The sequence below is a fragment of the Glutamicibacter sp. B1 genome (genome assembly GCF_039602135.1).
Taxonomy (GTDB): domain Bacteria; phylum Actinomycetota; class Actinomycetes; order Actinomycetales; family Micrococcaceae; genus Glutamicibacter; species Glutamicibacter ectropisis.
This window is the reverse complement of sequence record NZ_CP125942.1, coordinates 2659599-2680187: the sequence shown is the minus strand read 5'-3', so window position 1 is coordinate 2680187 and position 20589 is coordinate 2659599. Positions and strand designations below refer to the sequence as shown.

Annotated in this window: 14 protein-coding genes and 1 riboswitch; of the genes, 6 read left to right on the top strand and 8 right to left on the bottom strand. The window is 54.7% G+C overall.

What is annotated here, in order from left to right:
• Positions 1 to 9: 9 nt before the first annotated feature.
• Positions 10 to 261, bottom strand: a complete 252-nt coding sequence (locus tag QMQ05_RS12580; protein ID WP_058256705.1) for a DUF4235 domain-containing protein — start codon at positions 259 to 261, stop codon at positions 10 to 12.
• 73 nt (positions 262 to 334) lie between these two features.
• Positions 335 to 458: riboswitch (TPP riboswitch) on the top strand.
• Positions 459 to 521: 63 nt separating this feature from the next.
• Between QMQ05_RS12580 and QMQ05_RS12575 the strand changes: the two genes are divergently transcribed.
• The gene (locus QMQ05_RS12575) at positions 522 to 1142 is read left to right on the top strand and encodes an ECF transporter S component (RefSeq protein WP_334121821.1); all 621 of its coding nucleotides are present in this window, start codon (positions 522 to 524) and stop codon (positions 1140 to 1142) included.
• Positions 1139 to 3466, top strand: coding sequence for an ATP-binding cassette domain-containing protein (locus QMQ05_RS12570; RefSeq protein ID WP_345470490.1), 2328 nt, complete (start codon positions 1139 to 1141; stop codon positions 3464 to 3466). Before QMQ05_RS12575 ends, QMQ05_RS12570 begins: the two co-directional genes overlap by 4 nt.
• Here QMQ05_RS12570 and QMQ05_RS12565 read toward each other — a convergent pair.
• Entirely contained in the window at positions 3463 to 4338 is an 876-nt protein-coding gene (locus QMQ05_RS12565; protein WP_345470488.1) for an aminodeoxychorismate lyase, read from the bottom strand. The genes QMQ05_RS12570 and QMQ05_RS12565 overlap by 4 nt on opposite strands.
• A 254-nt stretch (positions 4339 to 4592) precedes the next feature.
• On the opposite strand from QMQ05_RS12565, the gene cls reads away from it, so the two are divergent.
• Positions 4593 to 6002, top strand: coding sequence for a cardiolipin synthase (gene cls, locus QMQ05_RS12560; RefSeq protein WP_434063200.1), 1410 nt, complete (start codon positions 4593 to 4595; stop codon positions 6000 to 6002).
• On the opposite strand, the gene pabB is transcribed toward cls, so the two are convergent.
• The 5 genes from pabB to QMQ05_RS12535 all read right to left on the bottom strand — a co-directional run bounded on the left by pabB (position 5989) and on the right by QMQ05_RS12535 (position 9779).
• Positions 5989 to 7095 (bottom strand): aminodeoxychorismate synthase component I, encoded by a 1107-nt coding sequence (pabB, locus tag QMQ05_RS12555; RefSeq protein WP_345470485.1) that lies wholly within the window; start codon positions 7093 to 7095, stop codon positions 5989 to 5991. The genes cls and pabB overlap by 14 nt on opposite strands.
• Positions 7070 to 8005 (bottom strand): hypothetical protein, encoded by a 936-nt coding sequence (locus tag QMQ05_RS12550; RefSeq protein WP_345470483.1) that lies wholly within the window; start codon positions 8003 to 8005, stop codon positions 7070 to 7072. Before QMQ05_RS12550 ends, pabB begins: the two co-directional genes overlap by 26 nt.
• Entirely contained in the window at positions 7992 to 8501 is a 510-nt protein-coding gene (locus tag QMQ05_RS12545) for a low molecular weight protein-tyrosine-phosphatase (protein ID WP_345470481.1), read from the bottom strand. The genes QMQ05_RS12550 and QMQ05_RS12545 overlap by 14 nt, the downstream gene beginning before the upstream one ends.
• A 91-nt stretch (positions 8502 to 8592) precedes the next feature.
• On the bottom strand, positions 8593 to 9216 hold the full coding sequence (locus QMQ05_RS12540) for a LysE family transporter (protein WP_345470479.1): 624 nt from the start codon (positions 9214 to 9216) through the stop codon (positions 8593 to 8595).
• On the bottom strand, positions 9213 to 9779 hold the full coding sequence (locus tag QMQ05_RS12535; protein ID WP_345470477.1) for a MarR family winged helix-turn-helix transcriptional regulator: 567 nt from the start codon (positions 9777 to 9779) through the stop codon (positions 9213 to 9215). The genes QMQ05_RS12540 and QMQ05_RS12535 overlap by 4 nt, the downstream gene beginning before the upstream one ends.
• Before the next feature lie 78 nt (positions 9780 to 9857).
• On the opposite strand from QMQ05_RS12535, the gene QMQ05_RS12530 reads away from it, so the two are divergent.
• The 3 genes from QMQ05_RS12530 to pulA all read left to right on the top strand — a co-directional run bounded on the left by QMQ05_RS12530 (position 9858) and on the right by pulA (position 19958).
• Positions 9858 to 12056 (top strand): MMPL family transporter, encoded by a 2199-nt coding sequence (locus tag QMQ05_RS12530; RefSeq protein ID WP_345470475.1) that lies wholly within the window; start codon positions 9858 to 9860, stop codon positions 12054 to 12056.
• 227 nt (positions 12057 to 12283) lie between these two features.
• Positions 12284 to 13885 (top strand): DEAD/DEAH box helicase, encoded by a 1602-nt coding sequence (locus QMQ05_RS12525; protein ID WP_345470473.1) that lies wholly within the window; start codon positions 12284 to 12286, stop codon positions 13883 to 13885.
• A 403-nt stretch (positions 13886 to 14288) separates the two neighbouring features.
• Positions 14289 to 19958 carry a pullulanase-type alpha-1,6-glucosidase gene (gene pulA / locus QMQ05_RS12520; protein WP_434063199.1) on the top strand — a complete coding sequence of 1890 codons (5670 nt, stop codon included), beginning with the start codon at positions 14289 to 14291 and terminating at the stop codon, positions 19956 to 19958.
• Between the two features lie 179 nt (positions 19959 to 20137).
• On the opposite strand, the gene QMQ05_RS12515 is transcribed toward pulA, so the two are convergent.
• Complete coding sequence (locus QMQ05_RS12515) at positions 20138 to 20446, bottom strand: PLD nuclease N-terminal domain-containing protein (RefSeq protein ID WP_345470469.1); 309 nt, start codon at positions 20444 to 20446, stop codon at positions 20138 to 20140.
• Positions 20447 to 20589 lie beyond the last annotated feature (143 nt).

Sequence of the window (20589 nt, the reverse complement as noted above, 5' to 3'; positions counted from 1 at the left end):
CTTTAAGTACTACTTGCTTAGACGCGCAACAACCTTGTTGGTGCCGCGGTCAGCCAACACCTGAATGGTGGCAGCGACAATGGATGAGAAGATTGCGAATCCAAGAGCCTGACGCAACGAAGCCTCGGCGGCCTCTTCGCTACCCTTGCGGGGAGCCTTGTTTCCGGTAAAACCCTTCCACAACTGATCAACTAGCTTACTGCCGACAAAACCGGCGGCAATCGAGATACCCGTGGTAGCAAGTTTCTGCACTGTATTCATCTTGCCCTCGCTTCAACGTAGTGACTTATCGTTCCTCTGCCCAGCATACCTGCGGTATGGTGGGGGAGCAGTAATTTTCCGACAGGGGAGCGTCAGACTTCATTTGTGAAGTCGCAAGACGCTGAGAGTGCGATGGATCGCAGACCCTCGAACCTGCTCCGGTTAGTACCGGCGAAGGAAGTCGAGCATCTCGGATGCGGATAGGACGCAGTGCGTCCAAAATCCGTGCATCTCCCCTCCTTGATATAGGAGGACCACTAATGAATCAAGCAGTAGCCAAGCAGCGTACCGGTTGGCGCGTGGTTGACATCGTCACCGCATCGGTCATCGCCGTCGCCTCGGGCGTCATCTTCTGGGCCTGGAGCGCAGGGTACGGGTTGTTTTCCCTAGCCTTCGTCGCTTTCCCACCGGCATCCGCATTGCTCACCGGTGTCTGGCTCTTCCCAGCAGTACTCGGCGCACTGATCATCCGTAAGCCCGGAGCCGCACTGTACTGCGAAATGCTGGCGGCAGTCATCGAAGCTCTACTGGGTTCGCACTACGGCCTGACAGTACTCATCTCCGGGTTCGTTCAGGGACTCGGCGCCGAACTGGTGTTCGCGGCGGTGCGATACCGCAAATGGAACCTTAGCGTTTCCCTGCTCGCGGGCCTGTTCTCCGGACTCTTTGCCGGCATTTCCGAGGCATACATCATGGCCTACTACGTTGAATACACTCCTGCGTTGAAGATCTTCCACGTGATCGCTACCGGGATCTCCGGCCTGATTGTTGCCGGCTTGCTGTCCTGGCTGGCAACACGTGGCCTGGCCAAGACCGGTGCGTTGAGCGCATTGGCTAGCCGCCGGGCACATCTTGAAACTGGAAAACTGGCGGCAAAATGAGCTCGGTAGTGAGCGCCGACGCCAAAGCAACGACTAGGCGTGGTACCGAAATCACTGCCAAAGGATTTCGATGGCAGCATGCCGAACGAGAGCGTCCCGCTATTTCCGGACTGGATGTTCAGATTCCTGCTGGTCAAAAAGTCTTGCTAGTAGGTCCCTCAGGGGCAGGCAAATCAACTCTGTTGCACGCCTTGGCGGGCTTGCTAGAAGTAGATGAATCCGAACAGATCTCTGGTCAACTACTCATCGACGGGTCCGATGCGTTTGCCCGAGAGCATCCGGTAGGACTGATGCAACAGGATCCGGAGACGCAGGTGGTACAAAGCCGTGTTGCGGACGATGTAGCCTTTGGCGCCGAGAACCTTGCAGTAGATCCTCAAATCATTCGCCAACGAATCCCTGAAGCCCTGGAGGCAGTTGGCTTGGGGATGCTGCCCATGGATCATCGCACGCAGGAATTATCCGGTGGACAAAAGCAGCGCCTAGCTTTGGCCGGCATCCTTGCGATGCAACCGGGACTGATGTTGCTTGATGAACCCACCGCTAACGTGGATCCCGAGGGCATCCGCCCCTTACGCGATGCAGTACTCAACGCAGCCCAACTAAGTGGTGCCACACTGATTGTGGTTGAACACCGACTAGATGCCTGGGCTGAGCATATGGATCGAGTGATCGTGCTGGAACCTGGCGGAGGCGTCGCCCACGACCTAGATCCGCAGCGACTCTATGATGATCAGGAGCTGCGAACGGAACTCTCGCAGGCCGGGTTATGGGTGCCGAACTACCAGTTAGAACTGACTGAGGCACAGACTAATCCCCAAGAGCAATTGCTTGAAGCTCATGATCTGATCAGCGCCCGTACCGCATCATCAGCACGGACACAGAAGGTGAACCTGAAGGTCCGTGCCGGCACAGCGACGGTGATCCGCGGGGAGAACGGTGCTGGGAAATCTACCCTGGCCTTGACCCTGGGCGGATTGTTGGAACCGGTAGCAGGTGAGCTGCAGGCTACCGAATCGTTAGCCAATGGCTTGGGAAATTCGCCCTTTAGCTGGAAGGCTGGGGCGCTGATTGCGCGCATCGGATCGGTGTTTCAAGAACCAGAGCATCAATTTGTCACCCAGAGTGTGCGTGAAGAGTTAGCTTTCGCTCCCTTGCGAGCTAAAGCCAGTGGCGGTCAGGAGCTAAAGTACGATGCGCAGCAGGTTGATGCGCGCGTTGATTCTTTGCTAGCTCGGTTGGGATTACAACATCTTGCTGATGCGAATCCTTTTACCCTGTCGGGAGGGGAGAAGCGTCGACTGTCCGTGGGTACCGTCTTGGCTGCTGCCCCTGAGGTGCTCATCCTTGATGAACCAACGTTCGGGCAGGATGCTAATACTTGGCGTGAGCTTGCTTCCCTGCTGGTGGAACAACTGCATCTTGGCACCGCGATTATTGCGGTGACTCACGATGAACACTTGGTCAAGGTGCTCAACGCCCAAGAGATTCACCTGTCGGCCCTCGCAGACCAAGCACCCGCGAAAACTCGTGGCCCGGTTCTTGATGCGCCAGTGGGTGATAGTTGGTTGGCGAAGATTAACCCACTGGCCAAACTGGGTGCTGTTGCTGCGGCAACCCTGCCGCTGATTACTACCCTGGATTGGGTTTCTGCGCTGGTGATCATTGTGGCGACCTTGGTGGCTTTCCCACTGGCAGGATTGAGTCCGGCTAGGTTCTTCAAACGGGCCTGGCCCTTGCTCATCGCAGGGGTGGTGGCCGCCTGGGGTATCGCCTTGGTCGGACAGGACAGCGGAGAAGTCTACGCCCAACTGGGGATTTTCAGTATCACCGAAGGCTCGGTTCAGGGTGGTATCGCTACCGGTCTGAGAGCCTTTGCCCTAGCACTTCCGTGTATCTTGTTGCTGGTCAGTACCAACCCCAGCGATTTGGGTGGAGCCTTGTCACAACAACTGCGAGTGCCACATCGATTTGTGCTTGGAGCGTTGGCTGGCATGCGCCTGCTGGGTTTGATGGTGGAAGAATTCTCTACCCTCGGCTTAGCCCGACGAGCCCGTGGGGTAGGAAACTTTGGGACCTTTACCCAACGAATCGGTGCGAAGCTGGGTCAGTGCCTTGCACTATTGGTGCAGGCTCTTCGGCGTGCTGGGCGTCTGGCGGTGACCATGGAAGCAAAGGGCTTCGGGATTGGTCCGCGGACGTGGATGCGCACGGCTACTTTTACCGTGAAGGATGCTGCAGTTCTGTTGGTGGGCCTACTGCTAGGGGCCCTGGCTGTAGGTGCGGCCATGATGGCCGGTACCTACAACCTTGTTTGGGGTTAGCGGATTGCGTCGCTGAGGGCGCTGAGCTCTTCGTGGAGCTCGGCGTCTAGACGCAATGGCTTGGCATCGATGGTGCGTACCGGAGTGAGCAAACGAATCGACGAGACCAGCCAGACGCCATCTGCCTGGTAGAGATCTTCGGGACGCAACGGTCCGTACCCCAATTCCCAACCATCTTGTGCGGCGGCATCAAAAATGGCGCTTTGCGTGGTGCCGGGCAGAATGCCGGTTTCAAGCATGGGGGTCAGCAGACGCTTGGTTTCACCATCGCGCTGGGCCACCAACACGGTGGAGGTCGGTGCTTCGAGCACGATGCCGTCAGCCGAAGTGAAAATGACATCGTGGGCGCCGTGCTTGCGGGCGTAGCGTAGAGCCGCCATATTCACGGAGTAGGACAGGGTCTTTGCCCCCATCATCAGCCACGGGGCGCGTTCAGCAAGCTTTGAATCGTAACCGCGGTCCAGCAACAATACGTCAACACCGGTTTCGCGTTGTTCCTTGCCCAGCGCTGGAGCTGGGGTGACAGTCACCCAGCAGATCGCTGGGTCCTCATCGTGTTCCCCACGCGCTGCGATGAGCTTGACGACGGCTTCTTCGGCACCTCCATTGGCATCAAAGTCGGCCACTGCAGTATCTACTGCCGCGTACCAGCTGCGTGCATCGGGAATGATCAGGTCGGCGAGCTCGGCTGAGGTGGCCAAGCGGGATAGATGAGCCTCAAATTTTCGCACTGCTTGGTTGGTGTAGAGCATTGATTCGAAGACACCATCACCACGGGTGACTCCCTGCGCGGTCACTGGAAGTTGCGGTGCGGTAATGTCGGCCAAGTAGCCTGCCGGATAGGCCGGATCCAAGAATACAAGTGAGCTCATACCTACAGATTATCGAACCCTTGGCACTTCCGTGACCTTTCTATACACGTAAGTTCAGACAAGGTGGTGAATCTTAGATAAGCTAGGCGGAGGAATTTGAGCTGTCTTACGCAGATCAGAGCCGGAAATAGCGACGATCATCGTGCGTAACCAAGGGGTGTTCCATAGTGTTGCCGAGTAATGAAGTACTGGTACAAATCGGTGGCGTGCTGTGGAGCATTCTGGTCGCAATCGAACTCGCGGTCCGTTACTTCATGATTGGTATTGTCCCGGGCAACCGTCGGCCCACTACTGCCATGGCCTGGTTGTTGGCGATTTTCTTCCTTCCTGTAGTTGGACTGTTGGCCTATTGGCTCTTTGCTAATCCACGCCTTTCTCGCCGCCGGCTAGAAAAACAGCAGCGCGCCCATGAACAGATCATGGATGCCACCCGGCACATGCAAATGCCCGAGGAATTCCACTCTCAAGAAGAGTGGGTTGAATCAGCGGTGATGCTCAACCGAAACCTTGGCGCGATGCCCCTCGAAGGCGGAAACAGCGTCAAGGTTATTTCTGACTATCGCTCCTCCATGGAAGCAATGCGGGAGGAAATCGATAAGGCGACTCGCTACGTGCACATCCAGTTCTACATCATGGGTGATGACGAAGAATATGTCGGGCCGGTGCTGGACGCTCTGGAACGGGCCGTGCAGCGCGGGGTGCACGTACGCTTGCTCTTTGATCACCTGGGAACCCTACGTGTTAAGGGTTACGGAGAGCTGAAGAAACGACTGAATAAGTCGGGTATCAACTGGCGTCCGATGCTACCTATTGACTTGATTGGCCGACGTTGGCGCCGCCCGGATTTGCGTAACCACCGCAAGATCTTGGTGATTGACGGTGAAATTGGTTTCACCGGAAGCCAGAACCTGATTGAGCCTGGCTACAAGCGCAAGTCCTCGCACAAGATCGGCCGTGAATGGGTCGAAATGATGCTTCGCATCGAAGGTCCACTGGTACGCAGCTTGGACGTGACTTTTGCTATCGACTGGTGGCAAGAGGACGATGACCAAGAAGTGCTGATGGATATGAACGAGGCACGGCACCCCCTGGCCTATGAAGAGCGTCCCGGGGAGACCTTGGCTCAGTTACTTCCTAGTGGTCCCGGCTTCGGCACGGAAAATAATCTTCGTTTGTTCAACACGCTGATCTATTCGGCTTCGGAGCGATTGGAAATCACCAGCCCGTACTTTGTTCCTGATGATTCCCTGCTTTATGCGATTACCACAGCGGCACAGCGTGGCGTAGAAGTAGAGCTATTTGTCTGTGAAGAAGGGGATCAGTTCCTGGTTCACCATGCACAGCAGTCCTACTACCAACAACTTCTAGAAGCCGGAGTGCGCATTCACTGTTACCCGGCGCCGATGGTGCTACATACCAAGTGCTTTACGGTGGATGATGATGTTGCCGTGGTGGGCTCCTCGAACATGGATATGCGTTCGTTCAGTTTGAACATGGAAATCTCAGTCATGCTCTTGGGCAAAGAGATGGTCAATGCCGTAAACGACGTACAAAATCACTATCGTGAAATCTCTTCAGAAATCACGCTGTCACAATGGCGCCGTCGTCCTCGCATGCAACGGTGGATCGATAACGTCGCACGCTTGACTGCTACCTTGCAGTAGACAACGGGAACGTTGCTCCCAGTGCTTGAAGTACGCCGCGAGACTTCGTGATAACTTCTTCCCACTCATCTTCGGGCACTGAATCTGCCGTAATGGCTCCACCAAGCCCAAGAGATAGTCGCCAGGACCGGTCTGGAAGTTTATCGCAGACCAACGTGCGGATGACCACCGAGAAATCTGCTGCGCCATCGGCACCAAGGTAACCGACAGCACCGGAATACAAGCCGCGAGCTCGATGATCTTCTAACTCGTCCAAGATGTTCATGGTGGACAATTTTGGTGCACCAGTCATGGACCCTGGAGGGAATGCCTCGCGCAGAGCATCGGCTGCAAGCTCTGGAGATTTTAGGGTGGCATCAATGGTGGAGACCATCTGGTGGACCGTGGCGTAGCTTTCCACCGAGCACAGGCGAGTGACCCGTACGGAGCCTGGCACCGCATGATGAGACAGGTCGTTGCGCAATAGATCAACGATCATGATGTTCTCGGCCCGGTCTTTTGGATGCGTGGCCAGATCGTGTTTTAGCGCGAGATCACTTTCTTCATCAGTTCCGCGTGGCCGGGTGCCCTTGATCGGTTCGGCGCGTAGTTGAGCGTTCTTGGAGAGGGCAAGAAAACGTTCGGGCGAGATACTGGCGACCTCAAGTTTGGGTAGCCGAAGATAGTGGGCGAAGGGTGCTGGGCTTGATTGGCGCATGCGACAGTACGCCTCGAACGGGTTAAAGTCTTCAACCTGTGCTGTCAGTTCGGTGGTCAGACAAACCTCATAGGTGTTGCCTTCATAGATTTCATGCTGAGCACGACGAATCTTCTCCTGATAGCCGGCGGCGGTGTCAGCACAGGTGAAGTGTGGAACGCAGAGATCCTGGCCGGAACGTTGTTGCGGCGGATTGCCCAGCACAATGGTGATTTCCGCGTCCGGCTTGTTGATGCTGTGCAAGTGCATCTGCCCGAGTTCATGGTCAATAATGACCACGGTGTCAGGAGCGAAGAACTGCGCATCTGGCCGATTCACTCCGGGCGAGATTTCGGCGCTGAGATTGCTGGCCCCGACCTCTTGTTTCAGCTCATATCCTAAATATCCAACCCACATGGGGAAGGGGATAGTCGGTGTGCAGGGCCTCAACAGGAGGCCACTGATTTTGGAGTGAATCAAAAAAGTTTTGGCCTAGTTGAAGGCTCGCACCTTCGAGCTGGATTGTTGCTCCCTTGGCATCACCCATCAACAGTGGTGGCTGTTGCTGTGTGGAGAAGGCAAGGAGGGAATACCTATTGCGTCCCAGCGGGTCTTCTAGATGTTGGCTGGTGGACTCTAAGAGCGCAGCATGCGGCATGTGCACGGTGATCGCTTCAAAGAGTGCTGCAGCGTCTGCTGGTGCTTGGTAGCTTTGCCGGAACTTCGGCGCGTTACTGCCATGGGAGCTCGCCAAAACAAGCTCGGCAATAGTAGAGGGTAAGAAACGGGAAGATTCGAGCAAGGCCGTTAGCGGATGACTGCGCGTTGAGGTGTCGATCCTCAGGTTCGCATGATGTTGGGGCGAATGTTCGAGGAGATAAGTATGCTCTTGAGCAGCCCATGTGTCCCAATAGGGCCTGTAGGTTTGACCGTCGCGCGTTAGAGCTCGTTCGCGTCGAAAATCTTCGGGTGCGTCTAGCCAAATACCGAGATCAATGAACCCAAGAGTTTGATCATTGAGTGCACCCACCCCCTCGATGATCACAATCTCACCCGGAGCAAAAGACTGCTGTGGGCCTACAGAGTCAGTAGCCCAATCCCAGGTGGGGTAGGTTACCGGTTGCCCAGAAGCCAGCGCTGGGAGAAGCTGAGCGTAGAGTTCGCAGGCGCGGCCAAGGCCGTGCCACCCATGGTAGAGGTCTTCGAGGCGCAACACAGCCACGGTTGAGGTGGTTGCAAGGTGTTGCGCTAGATCTGATGCGAAAGTGCTTTTGCCTGAACCGGAGCGTCCATCAATGGCAATAAAAGTTGGTCTAGCGGTTTCCACGAGAAGCGATATTACTCCGCACGTAATCTACAAGGGCTGGCAGGGAAGCTGAGATGAGTTTCCAGGTCTCACGGAAGTCACCGGCATCCCCGTACCAAGGATCGTAAACGCCTTGACGTTCATGTGGTGCGTTGGCTGTCTGCGGATCAAAGGACCGGAACATCCGCAGTTGTGGACGTTGTGAAGGATCAATGTCCGCTAGCTCCGGGACCAATTCTTCGAAGTGGTCGGTGTCCATGGCCAGAACAAGATCCATGTCGGCCAGTTCGTCAGCGTCAATCTGGGCGGCGACATGTTCTGAGGCGTCCAATCCGTGACTGTGCAGGATGCTGGCGGCGCGCTCATCAATAGGATTGCCGACTTCACCGTCGGTGATGGCGCGTGAGAGTACCTGTACCTCGTTGACGTCTGCGTTTTCCAGGGCGTCCTTGAGCATGTACTCGGCCATAGGCGAACGGCAGATATTTCCCGTGCACACAATCATTATCCGGAACATGGCATCAGTCTATGGGCACAAACGCTTTGGGGCGATAGCTACGCGCCCGAAAGTCGGGCATAAATCGGTAACGATTCTGAGACGAAACTCTTTAGTGCATGAGTAATAGCAGCAGTGCAACAAGAATAAACAGGACACCAAAGAGGATATTGAGCATTTTTGCGCCACGGTAGGTGGCGGTAAAACGCTGGAAAGTACGGGCGGTACCGGCAAAGAAGAAGTACATGACTAGGATGTCAACGGCGATGACCGTGCCGATATACAACGCATATTGGCCGAGTAACGGCTGATCTGTGTTGATGAATTGTGGGGTGAAGGCCAAGAAGAAAACGATGGCTTTGGGATTGAGCAGGTTAACGAGGATGCCGCGACTCACCATAGAACGGCGGCTCAATCGATGCCCGGTTGAGGTTCCGTCTGATGCTACGTCGGGTTTGGACAACAGCATACGGATCCCCAAATACACGAGGTAGGCCGCACCGGCGTAGCGGATGATGGCAAAAAGCGTGGGGCTATTTGCTACAAGAATTCCCACACCGGCCGCAACAATCACCACGTGGATCAGCAAGGCGATTTGCTGGCCCAAGATGCCCCAAATCGAAGTTCTCCAGCCCTGGCGCATCGAATTATTCATGGTGTTGATGGCACCAGCGCCGGGCGTGAAGCTAATGACGATGCAGGCAGTGAGCAGGGAAAACCAAAGTGAAAGTGTCACCGGTCAATGCTATTGCCCATAGGTGGGTTCTGAAGATTCGCAGGACTTTGGGTTACGGCTTCTTCTCGGGCGCTGTCCACACCGGCAATGGCATCTGTCATGAAGCGGGTGATGATCTGCAGTTCGTTCTCGTTGTAGTTGCCGATGACTTCCATCATTTTCATCCCTAAGGGCATGAACATTTCACGACCTTTGGTCCAGGCTTTCTCCGTCGGTGAGATGCGCATGACCCGTCGGTCTTGATCGGAACGCAGGCGTTCAATTAGGCCGAGACGGGAGAGTCTATCCAGCATAGCGGTGGTGGCCGGAGAACTGAGTTGCAATTCATTGCTGAGGTCTTTGGGAGATGGAAGTGCTCCGCGTTGCTGGTATTTCATGATGATGGACAGGGCATTCATGTCCGTTCGGTGCGTGCCGAATTGCGCGCCGGTGGATTCAACATACCGGTCGCTCGCTTGGCTGAATTCTTGAAGGAGCACCACCAGATGCTGGTAGTCACTTGCAGTCATAGCCGTAATCTTATTCCGTTTTGATATCTGCTCGACAGAAGATACTTCCATCATGGAAATATCTCGGATAGTGTTGGTCCTGCATCGAAGCGCGGTGCGAAGAGCCTGACCTATGAATGAGGGAACACAGTAGTGTCACAACGCGAGCAGTTCAAAAATGGGTTATTGGCGAAGGGCCGTGGAAAGAGCAATGCTCTGAGAGCATGGATTTACGCGATCTTGATTGTCCTGTGGCTTTGTATTGCAGGGCTCGGCGGTCCAACTTTCGGGAAACTTTCGCAAGTCCAGACCAATGATCAGACTGCGTTCCTTCCAGCTACTGCGGAAGCTACCCAAGCCCTTGGATGGCAGAAGAAGTTCCTGACCACTGACGCAATCCCCGCCGTCGTCGTCCTGACCGGAAACGATGTGCTTGATGAATCTGACGTCAGGGCGCTCGCCGAAAATCTTAGTGAGTTCACCTATCTCGATGGGAAAGTGGCAGGGCCTTTTCTTTCAGACGATGCGCAAGCTGCTGAACTGCTCGTACCAATCTCGGGCGATACGAAAGCAAAATTAGCCGTTGAGGAATTGCGGTCCTTGCTTGCTGACCAAAAACCAGAAGGTACCACAGCGTATGTCACGGGCCCGGCCGGATTCAGTGCCGATCTAGCTGAAGCTTTCGGCGGAATTGATGGAGTATTGCTAGGGGTAGCACTAGTAGCGGTTCTGGTGATCTTATTAGTTGTCTACCGTTCGGTGCTCTTACCACTTGTCGTGCTGATGACCTCGATGGTGGCCTTATGTGCCGCAATCGTCAGTGTGTACTTCATGGCATCTGAAGGTTGGATTCGATTAGACGGCCAAGCGCAAGGTATTTTGTCGATCCTTGTCATTGGTGCGGCTACAGATTACTCGTTACTTTTTGTTGCCAGACATAAAGAAGCGTTGATAGCCGGTGCTAGCAAATGGCAGGCAGTGTCCACTGCGTTGAGGAATTCGCTAGAGCCGATTGTCGCTTCGGGTGGCACCGTTACAGTTGGTCTTCTTTGTTTGCTCTTCTCGGACCTGAATTCCAATAAAGCATTAGGTCCGATCGGTGCCTCGGGTATTGTTTTCTCGATTATTGCCGCCTTGAGTTTCTTGCCGTCAGTACTCGGTCTTCTGGGCCGAGCGGCCTACTGGCCGTTTGCCCCAAAAAAGTTGGGAGAGCATCAGCAAGTGGAGGGTGAGGTTGGATTATGGGGCAAGATCGCCAAATTCGTAGCCAAGCATCCTCGTCCGATTTGGATGATCACGATTGTCGTTTTATTTGCCGGAGCACTTGGTGTTACCCAGCTCAAGGCACATGGGGTACCTCAAAGTGAATTGGTGGTTGGTGGTTCTGAGGCCAAAGACGGACAAATAGCCCTAGGCCAACACTTCCCGGGAGGAACCGGGTCACCTGCAACCGTCATCGTAGACGAAGCGAACGCTCAGACTGCCTTAGAAAAAGTTTTTCATGTTCAAGGAGTCAACTCAGCGTATTTGCAGGCCGAAGATGGCGGCCCTGCCATCATTGAACGGGGTATTGAGCCTTATGAAGTTCAGGGGCGGAACCTCATCTCCGTCACGCTTTCTGATGCGGCCGACTCGGATGAGGCTAAAGAGAGCATTGTCCGGTTGCGTCAAGCCATGCATCAGGTCAACCCTCAAACGTTGGTAGGTGGCACCACTGCTACTCAGATTGATACCAATGCAACGGCGCAAGCGGACCTGAATAAGATCATCCCCACCACTTTGGCAGCGATCTTTGTAATTCTGATGTTGCTACTGCGCTCAGTTTTGGCTCCACTGCTCTTGATGCTGAGCACGGTGTTGTCCTATGGAACGGCTATGGGCGTCAGCGCGCTAGTTTTTAATAACGTGTTCAACTATGTTGGCGCAGATCCCTCCGTGCCGCTGTTTGGATTCGTTTTTCTTGTAGCACTTGGTGTCGACTACAACATTTTCCTCATGACGAGAGTGCGTGAAGAATCAAAGAAATGGGGTACCTACGCTGGCATGAGGCGAGGTCTACAGGTCACCGGTGGCGTTATTACCTCAGCTGGCGTTGTGCTTGCGGCGACCTTCGCAGCGTTAGGGGTTGTACCCATCATGTTCCTTGGACAGTTAGGATTCATTGTTGCTTTTGGCGTGCTGTTAGATACTTTCATTGTTCGTAGTCTCTTGGTTCCTGCTTTGGTCGAGGAGATAGGGCCAAGGGTCTGGTGGCCTTCCAAAATGTCGCGCAAAGACACAGCCATGAAGGCTGAGAACGTGGGCAAAGTCTCCGGTGATTCAACACCGATGCGCAGATCATCACAGACCTAAACGGCTTCGACACTGTAGAGTAGATACTTGTGCAAATCCGAGAATTATCGGTTGCATGCGTCGACGGTTTAGATTTCCCCTCCAGTTGAAGACACAGAATACTTCCGTGCGGATTCACTGGTGGTTGCAGACCATAGTTCTGGTCTAGCGCGAAGTGGACTTCCTCCTGGCTCGGCGTGCCCCAGCGTCTTATTTTGAGGCGTGCGAATCAGAGAGAAAGTTTGAATATGTCCGTAACTTTTAGCGCCCTTGGCGTGCCTGAAAACCTTGCGAATGTCCTTTCCGAGAGCGGAATCGAAACCCCATTCCCGATTCAGGAAGCTACTTTGCCTTCAACCTTGGCCGGTGGCGATGTTCTTGGTCGTGGACAGACCGGATCCGGTAAGACCCTGGCATTCTCCTTGCCATTGGTAGCTCGTTTGGCTCAGCGCCCACAGCGTCGTAAGGCCCGTTTCCCACGTGCACTGATCATGGCACCAACTCGCGAATTGGCAACCCAGATCGCTAAGACCGTGGATCCACTGGCGAAGGCCACGGGGCTGCGTACCACCGTGATCTACGGCGGCGTGGCACAGAGCCGTCAGGAAAAGGCAATGAACGACGGCGTTGATATCGTCATCGCCTGCCCAGGTCGTCTTGATGATCTGATCAAGCAGAAGATCGTCGACCTGTCCCAGCTTGAAATTTCTGTTCTGGACGAAGCCGATCACATGGCGGATATGGGCTTCCTTCCAGTGGTTCGTCGCATCATGGACCGTATGCCAACCGGCATACAGCACATGCTGTTCTCCGCTACCTTGGATAACGGTGTGGACAAGGTGGTCAAGCGCTACCTGAGCAACCCAACCATTCACTCGGTGGATGCTCCTGAAGCTGCCGTGAACACCATGGAACACCACGTATTTGTGGTTCCAAGCGATGATAAGAAAGAACTCATTCGCGTTCTAGCTCAGGGCACAGCTCGTCGCATCATGTTCATGCGCACCAAGCACCACGCAAAGAAAATGGCAGTGACCTTGTCCAAGGCCGGCGTACCTGCGGTAGACCTTCACGGAAACCTTTCGCAGAACGCTCGCGACCGTAACCTCGCAGCCTTCGCCTCGGGCGAGGCCAAGGTTTTGGTTGCTACCGACGTTGCAGCTCGTGGCGTGCACGTTGATGGTGTGGAACTCGTAGTTCACATTGACCCACCTGCAGAGCACAAGGCTTACACCCACCGTTCGGGCCGTACCGCACGTGCCGGTTCGGATGGAACCGTCGTGACTATCTGCACCCCCGACCAGCAGGGCGACGTTGTCTCCTTGCTGAAGCAAGCTGGCCTGAAGGTACCTTTTGAAAAGGTGAGCCTGGATTCGCCAGTTGTTGCCAAGGTAGTTGGCGAAGTTGCTGAGCATGTTCCATACGTTGCTCCAGTGCAGCAGAAGCGTAACCCAGCGAAGAAGAAGCCTGCTGGCGAAACTTCGAACGCACGCGGTGGCCGTGGTGGCGGACGCAATGCCCGTGGCGGCAAGCCTGCCGGTGAGGCACAGGGCCGCGGAGGAGACCGCCGCCGTTCAGATCGTTCCGGTGCATCGAACCAGTCGGAGCGTCCAGCACGCGAATCACGCGGTGCTAACGCCGAGCGTCCATCACGTGGTGCCAACTCCGAGCGTCCTTCACGTGGCGCAAACACCGAGCGTCCTTCACGTGGTGCCCGCGGTGCTAACGCGGACCGTCCAACAAACTCCTCGCGCTCAGCACGATCCGGTGGTCGCAATGCTGCAGGTGCCGCAGGTGGCCGCTCACGTGGACCACGCCGTGCATCAAGCCCTGCTACCGGCGGGCGCTAAGAACTAGTACCCAAAAGAAGCCCCAGACAGCCAAAAGCTGTCTGGGGCTTCTTTTTGGTGGTGGGGTTCCGGGCGGATCGGAAAATGACAATTGGAGACTTTTACACCAGATTGTGCAAGCGTTTCCTATGTAAAAAGTTGGAAAAATACTGAAAAGTTTGCTGTTTTCCCTGTATCTGAGTGTAAATGTTGGAAACGCTTGCACTTGATGGAATTCGCTCAGTAGTGTGGGCTGAATCACTGGCGAGCCAGCTCTTATGGCTTGCCGCTCGCACCTTCGAATTCAATGGAGCATTTCGTGAACAGCAAAAGCGCTGCTTCCTCCGTGCGCAGTCAGCCACTGCCACCAGGCCTTCATAAACGTAGTTGGCGTCGTTGGGTCACCGCCTTGGCCGCAACCCCGATGCTGGCGCTCGCACCCATGGCGCCACTGGCTAGTATTCCTGCCGCAGCAGATGAAACTTCTGTGACTCTGGCCGGTTCTTTTCAGTCGTTGTTGGGATGTTCCGCTGACTGGATGGCTGACTGTGAAGCTACCAGTCTGCAATCCACGGACCAGGAAGGGCAATACAGCCTGGAAGTGGAAGTTCCGGCGGGGAACTATGAATACAAAGTAGCGTTGAACAAAAGCTTTGACACGTCTTATGGACTGGACGGGGGAGAAGAGAACATTCCCCTAGCACTGAGCGCGGATAGCCGATTGCGCTTCACCTTTGATACGGCTACGGGGCTGACGCAGGTTGTGCCACTGGACCTTCGCGGAGAATATTCCGATACTGACGCCGATTTGGTCTCTGCGCCGGTCAGGCAAGCCGGCTCTGGTGAGCAGTTTTATTTCGTCATGACAGACCGCTTTGCCAATGGGTCAACGGCTAACGACACCGGCGGTTTGGAAGGCGATCGGCTAACCACCGGGTTTGATCCGACGAACAAAGGATTCTTTGAAGGCGGTGACATCGCAGGCTTACGCTCCAAGCTTGACTACATCCAAGGCCTTGGCACCAGCGCCATCTGGCTCACACCCAGTTTTAAGAACATGCCGGTTCAGGGTAGTGGTGATGATGCCAGCGCCGGATACCACGGCTATTGGGTCACCGATTTCACTCAGATCGACCCACATCTAGGCACCAACGAAGAACTCTCCGAACTGATCGATGACGCCCACAAACGTGGCATCAAGGTGTATTTCGACATCATCGTGAACCACACCGCAGATCTCATCGATAATAAGGAAAAGAAGTATTCCTACGTTGAGCAATCTTCCGTTCCCTATAAGGACGCTCAGGGCCAAGCCTTTGACCCGGCGGACTACGCAGGCAGTGATACCTTCCCAGAGCTAGATGCTTCCAGTTCCTTCCCCTATACCCCGGTTGTTTCTGATCAAGTCAAGAAGGTCCCCGACTGGCTCAATGATCCAACGCTCTATCACAACCGCGGGGACTCAACATGGGAAGGCGAGTCGGTCACCTACGGCGATTTTCAAGGTCTTGATGACCTCATGACCGAAAATCCTAAGGTCGTCAACGGTTTCGCAGAGGTCTACAAAAACTGGGTGGACTTCGGAATTGATGGCTTCCGCATCGACACCGCAAAACATGTGAATTTTGAATTCTGGGAACAATGGACCAAGCAAGTCCAGGACTATGCTCGGGCCCAGGGTAAAGATGACTTCTTCATGTTTGGCGAAGTTTATGATGCCGATGCAAAGAAGCTTTCGCCCTACGTGCGTAAGACGGAAATGAATTCCGTCCTTGATTTCACGTTCCAATCTGCTGCTGCCGGTTTCGCGGGAGGCAATTCAGCCAAGACGCTAAGCACGCTGTTCTCGGCGGATGACTATTACACCACGGCAAATACTTCTGCTGATGCGCTACCAACTTTCCTCGGTAATCACGATATGGGGCGCATTGGGTACTTCCTGAACAACAGCAACCAGAAACTCAAACGTGATGAACTGGCCCATGAGCTGATGTTCCTGACTCGTGGCCAGCCGGTGGTTTACTACGGTGACGAACAAGGATTTGCAGGCACCGGTGGAGACAAGGACTCTCGCCAATCACTGTTCGCTTCTCAAGTCTCGGACTATCAGAACCAAGAGTTGATTACCGGCGAAAAGCTCGGAACCCAAGATCGTTATGACAGTGATTCTCCGTTGTATCAGCACATCGCGGCCCTCTCTAAACTTCGCGAATCAAACAAAGCGCTGAAGGGCGGGGCACAAGTAGAGCTATACGCCCAAGATTCCAAGGGAGTTTATGCTTTCTCGCGTGTGGACCGTGACGAGAAAACCGAATATTTGGTGGCCCTGAACAACTCGGAGGAATCCGCTGATGTTGAGTTGTCGACTCTGACCTCCGACGCAAGTTACTCAGCGCTCTATGGCGCGGAGGACAAACTCAGCAGTGCTGTGGACGCGAAACTCAACGTGACAGTGCCGGCGCTATCTGCAGTGGTTTATAAGGCTGACAAGAACGTAGATAGTGCTGCCTTCACACCTGAGATTTCCGCTCCAAAATCTGGGGCCGGGCTCAGCGGCGTATCACCCGTATCCGTGGATCTAGGCGAACAGGCGTGGGCTGAAACAAGCATGTCGTGGCGCGAAGTAGGCACCGAGAAGTGGCACCTACTGGGCGTGGCAGAAGGCCACACCCCGCGAGTCTTCCACGACGTTTCATCGCTATCACAAGGCACCTTGGTGGAATATCGCGCCGTGAGTACCAATGCCGCAGGTGAACACAGCGCAGCTTCCACCTATGCTTCCGTGGGCAACGACGTTTCCGGGTTCGCGAAGGAAAAACCGGTTGAATCGGATATCTCCATGGTTACCGTGCCAGGAAGCCATAACACCGAAATGGGTTGTGTCACCGACTGGGATCCGGCCTGCGAGGCAGCCAAACTCACTGAACAGCCTGGTGGGGTCTACTCTGGCGAATTCGATGTCCCAGCAGGGGACTATGAATACAAGGTAGCCATCAACGGATCATGGGATCTGAATTACGGCGCTGGTGGCATTGTCGGTGGTGACAACCTCAAATATTCTCACGAAGGCGGGACCATCAAGTTCTTCTTCGATCCACGCAATAACATCGTACAAAGCGATCAGCAGGGTCCGATGATCACCTTACCGGGAAGTTTTCAAGACGAGTTGGGCTGTAAATCCGACTGGGATCCAACCTGCCTCGCTACTTTAATGGCGGACGGTGATGCTGACGGTACCTATGAATTCACTACGGAGAAGATCCCGGCTGGTACCTACGAATTTAAGGTGTCACACAACTTCGGGTGGGACGAAAATTATGGCGTTGACGGTGCCGCCGGAGGTGCTAACTACAGTCTCTCGGTGACCGAAGGGAAGCCGGTGAGCTTCAGCTATGACTCGAAGACTCACCTGCTGCAGATTGGTTCTGACACCCATACAGTCGCCGGCGTTGGTCAAACGAAAGCGCAGTGGATTTCTGCAGACACCCTGGTCATTCCTCGTGATTTGGGTAGTGGCGAGAGGTATGCCCTTTACGCTTCCAAGGACGCCAGCTTGAAATTGGACGGTGAAGAGATCTCCGGTGCGAAGCCAATCGAGCTCAAGGAAACTATTGGTGGGTTGAGTGAAGAACAACGCAAGAAGTTCCCTCACCTTGCCGACTACCGTACCTTGCGTGTTGAGCTAGAGCGCGAAGACGTAGCCTCTGCATTGCGTTCACAACTGGCCTTGGCACGATTTGATGGCGAAGGGGATACCCAGAAACTCACCGCCTTCACCGGAGTTCAGAGTGCTGGTGTCATTGATGATCTCTATGCCAAGGCACTTGAAGATGTAGAACTCGGCGTGAGCTTCACCGGGAAACGCCCTACTTTCAGGCTCTGGGCTCCCACGGCCCAAAAAGCAACACTGCTGATTACTGACAAGAAGGAGAAGGCCGCCCGATACGCTGCTAGCTATTCGGAGGACAGCGGTGTGTGGACGGTGAAGGGCAAGCCTCAGATGGCTGAGGCGAAGTACCGTTGGGAAGTCCAGGTGTTCGTCCCGGAAACCGGCAAGATTGAAACGAACATCGTGACGGATCCTTATTCGGTAGCACTCACGACTAATTCCACTCACTCGGTGGCGGTGAGCTTGGACGATCCTCACCACCAGCCAAAACAATGGCGTAAGGCCAAAGCCAAAAACGTCGAAAAAGACGTGGACCGCAGCATCTATGAACTGCAGATCCGTGACTTCTCGATTTCAGATGCTTCGGTGCCCGAGAACCAGCGGGGCCGCTACGGAGCGTTTGGAGCCAACGGAGCCGGGAGTAAACAGCTCAAACAGCTTTCTGAGGCCGGCCTGACTACCGTTCACCTGCTGCCAAGTTTTGATATCGCCACCATCGAGGAGGAACAGTCGCAACGTGTTGAGACGGACTGTGATCTGAAGTCGCTGCCGGCAGCCTCAAGTAAACAACAAGAGTGCGTTACTGCCCACGGTGATGAAGACGGATTCAACTGGGGCTACGACCCCTTCCATTTCATGGCTCCGGAAGGCTCGTACGCCACGAACCCTGAAGGAGCGAACCGTGTCGAAGAATTCCGCTCAATGGTCGGTTCTTTGCACAGCATGGGGCTAGAAGTAGTGCTTGATCAGGTGTTCAACCACACGGCAGCTTCTGGTCAGGCCGATCGCAGTGTGCTCGATAAGATCGTGCCCGGTTACTACCACCGACTTGATGCCACCGGGAAAGTGGAAACCTCGACCTGCTGCCAGAACCTAGCTACGGAACACGCTGCGGCGCAGAAACTGATGGTTGATTCCCTGGTGGTGTGGGCCAAGGACTATAAGGTTGATGGATTCCGTTTTGACCTCATGGGCCACCACTCGCGAGAAACTATGGAAGCTGTACGCAGCGCATTGGATGAACTGAAACCGGGACGCGACGGAGTGGATGGCAAGTCCATTTACCTCTACGGCGAAGGATGGAATTTTGGTGAAGTGGCGGACAATGCTCGCTTCTATCAAGCCACTCAGGGTCAATTGAACGGTACCGGCATCGGGACCTTTAATGACCGACTGCGCGATGCCGTTCATGGTGGCAGTCCTGTTGACTCATCCTCAACATTCCGTCAGGGCTTTGGCACCGGCTTGGGCACGGATCCCAACGGCAACAAGGTGAATGGGAGCACCGAGGAAGCGTTGAAGGATCTCGGCCACGAAACTGACCTGGTGAAGCTCGGCTTGGCCGGCAACCTGGAAGGTTTCGAATTCCTGACTTCGGATGGCAGCGTGCACCGGGGCGATGAATTGGATTACCGCGGAGCGAAAGCGGGCTACGCCTCGCAGCCGGGGGAGGTGATCAACTATGTTGACGCGCACGATAACGAAACGCTCTACGACCTCACTGTGCTCAAGTTGCCACGAGATACCTCCATGGAAGATCGAGTGCGAATGAATACTCTCTCGCAGGCGACCGTAATGTATTCACAAGCTGTTCCGTTCTGGCATGCCGGAACCGAGTTATTGCGTTCAAAGTCTTTGGACCGAAATTCCTATAACTCGGGGGACTGGTTCAACCGCATCGACTTCTCCGGCGTGGAGAATACTTTTGGCTCCGGGCTTCCACCCAAGGCGGACAACGGTGAGAAGTGGGATCTGATGGCTCCACTATTAGAAGACCCTGCGCTCAAGCCCGATGTCACGGCGATGGCTAACGCTGAAGGGGCAGCTTTGGATTTGCTACGGACTCGTAAGGAGGTAGGTCTGTTGCGTTTGGGCTCAGCTGATCTCATCGAGCAAAAGGTGAGCTTCCCGCTGGGTGGGTCCGAAGCCGAACCAGGAATTATCGTGATGCGTATCGACGATACCGTGGGCAAGGATGCTGACCGCAAGCATGATGGGGCCTTGGTGCTCTTCAATGCCTCGCCGAAGGAGAGCACGCAGACCCTTGAGGAATTAGTAGGTCACGATTATTCGCTCGCTAAGGCGCTCTCGGGTGGAAGTGATGACCGGGTGAAGTCGACTTCGTTCGACAGTGCCACCGGTGAGCTGACTATTCCGGCGCGCACTGCGGCGGTGTTGGTGGAACCTCAGGGCTCGGCCAAGTAGCAGTACATGGGAGCATTCCAGATGGATCATCTGTCAGCGGCATCTGGATGAGCGTGTTGACTGATGACCTGATTGAGTCAGTGCGGCAATCGAGGTTTTCATTGCCAAAGCGTCCATGCTGACAGCGAACAACCCGCTCTCGTTTTCGCGAGAGCGGGTTGTTTCATTGTGTCTGTAAATCAGTTTTGGGGGTCTTTGCGACGACCAAAAATGAAGTAGGAAAGGCTTCCCAGTACGTTGAGGCAACTGACCACGGCCCACAGGGGTTTTGGCCCTCTTACCAGCCGAGCGGGGCGTCGACGAAGATCGCGCAAGGCTGCAATCATCAAAGTCAGTTCGATAATTCCAGCGGCGACTACAGCTATTTGGGTGCGGCGATCCAGCTCCCGAAATGACCGTTTTTTCGGATGGTTGAGGCGGTGAGAACCACTGGTAGTTTGTCCTTGAATGCCTTGCGTGTCCTGTGTCTGAAAATTATTTTTCGGCATGGGAATCATTCTTGCACTTTGTTCGTTGAAGAAGACAGAACGCAAAGTTGAGTGAGGTTGGCTCAAGTTAATTTGACAGTCGAAAGCGGCTGAGTAAACTTGAGTCCAGAACGCTCAATCAGGATAAATATCCTCAGCGTTAG

Excerpts from the sequence above, each read along its gene's own strand:
- QMQ05_RS12580 (WP_058256705.1), bottom strand. The coding sequence starts at position 261 with ATGAATACAGTGCAGAAACTTGCTACCACGGGTATCTCGATTGCCGCC.
- QMQ05_RS12515 (WP_345470469.1), bottom strand. The coding sequence starts at position 20,446 with ATGCCGAAAAATAATTTTCAGACACAGGACACGCAAGGCATTCAAGGA.
- QMQ05_RS12525 (WP_345470473.1), top strand. The coding sequence starts at position 12,284 with ATGTCCGTAACTTTTAGCGCCCTTGGCGTGCCTGAAAACCTTGCGAAT.
- QMQ05_RS12570 (WP_345470490.1), top strand. The coding sequence starts at position 1,139 with ATGAGCTCGGTAGTGAGCGCCGACGCCAAAGCAACGACTAGGCGTGGT.
- cls (WP_434063200.1), top strand. The coding sequence starts at position 4,593 with ATGATTGGTATTGTCCCGGGCAACCGTCGGCCCACTACTGCCATGGCC.
- QMQ05_RS12565 (WP_345470488.1), bottom strand. The coding sequence starts at position 4,338 with ATGAGCTCACTTGTATTCTTGGATCCGGCCTATCCGGCAGGCTACTTG.
- QMQ05_RS12545 (WP_345470481.1), bottom strand. The coding sequence starts at position 8,501 with ATGTTCCGGATAATGATTGTGTGCACGGGAAATATCTGCCGTTCGCCT.
- QMQ05_RS12535 (WP_345470477.1), bottom strand. The coding sequence starts at position 9,779 with ATGATGGAAGTATCTTCTGTCGAGCAGATATCAAAACGGAATAAGATT.
- pulA (WP_434063199.1), top strand. The coding sequence starts at position 14,289 with ATGCTGGCGCTCGCACCCATGGCGCCACTGGCTAGTATTCCTGCCGCA.
- QMQ05_RS12575 (WP_334121821.1), top strand. The coding sequence starts at position 522 with ATGAATCAAGCAGTAGCCAAGCAGCGTACCGGTTGGCGCGTGGTTGAC.
- pabB (WP_345470485.1), bottom strand. The coding sequence starts at position 7,095 with ATGTGGGTTGGATATTTAGGATATGAGCTGAAACAAGAGGTCGGGGCC.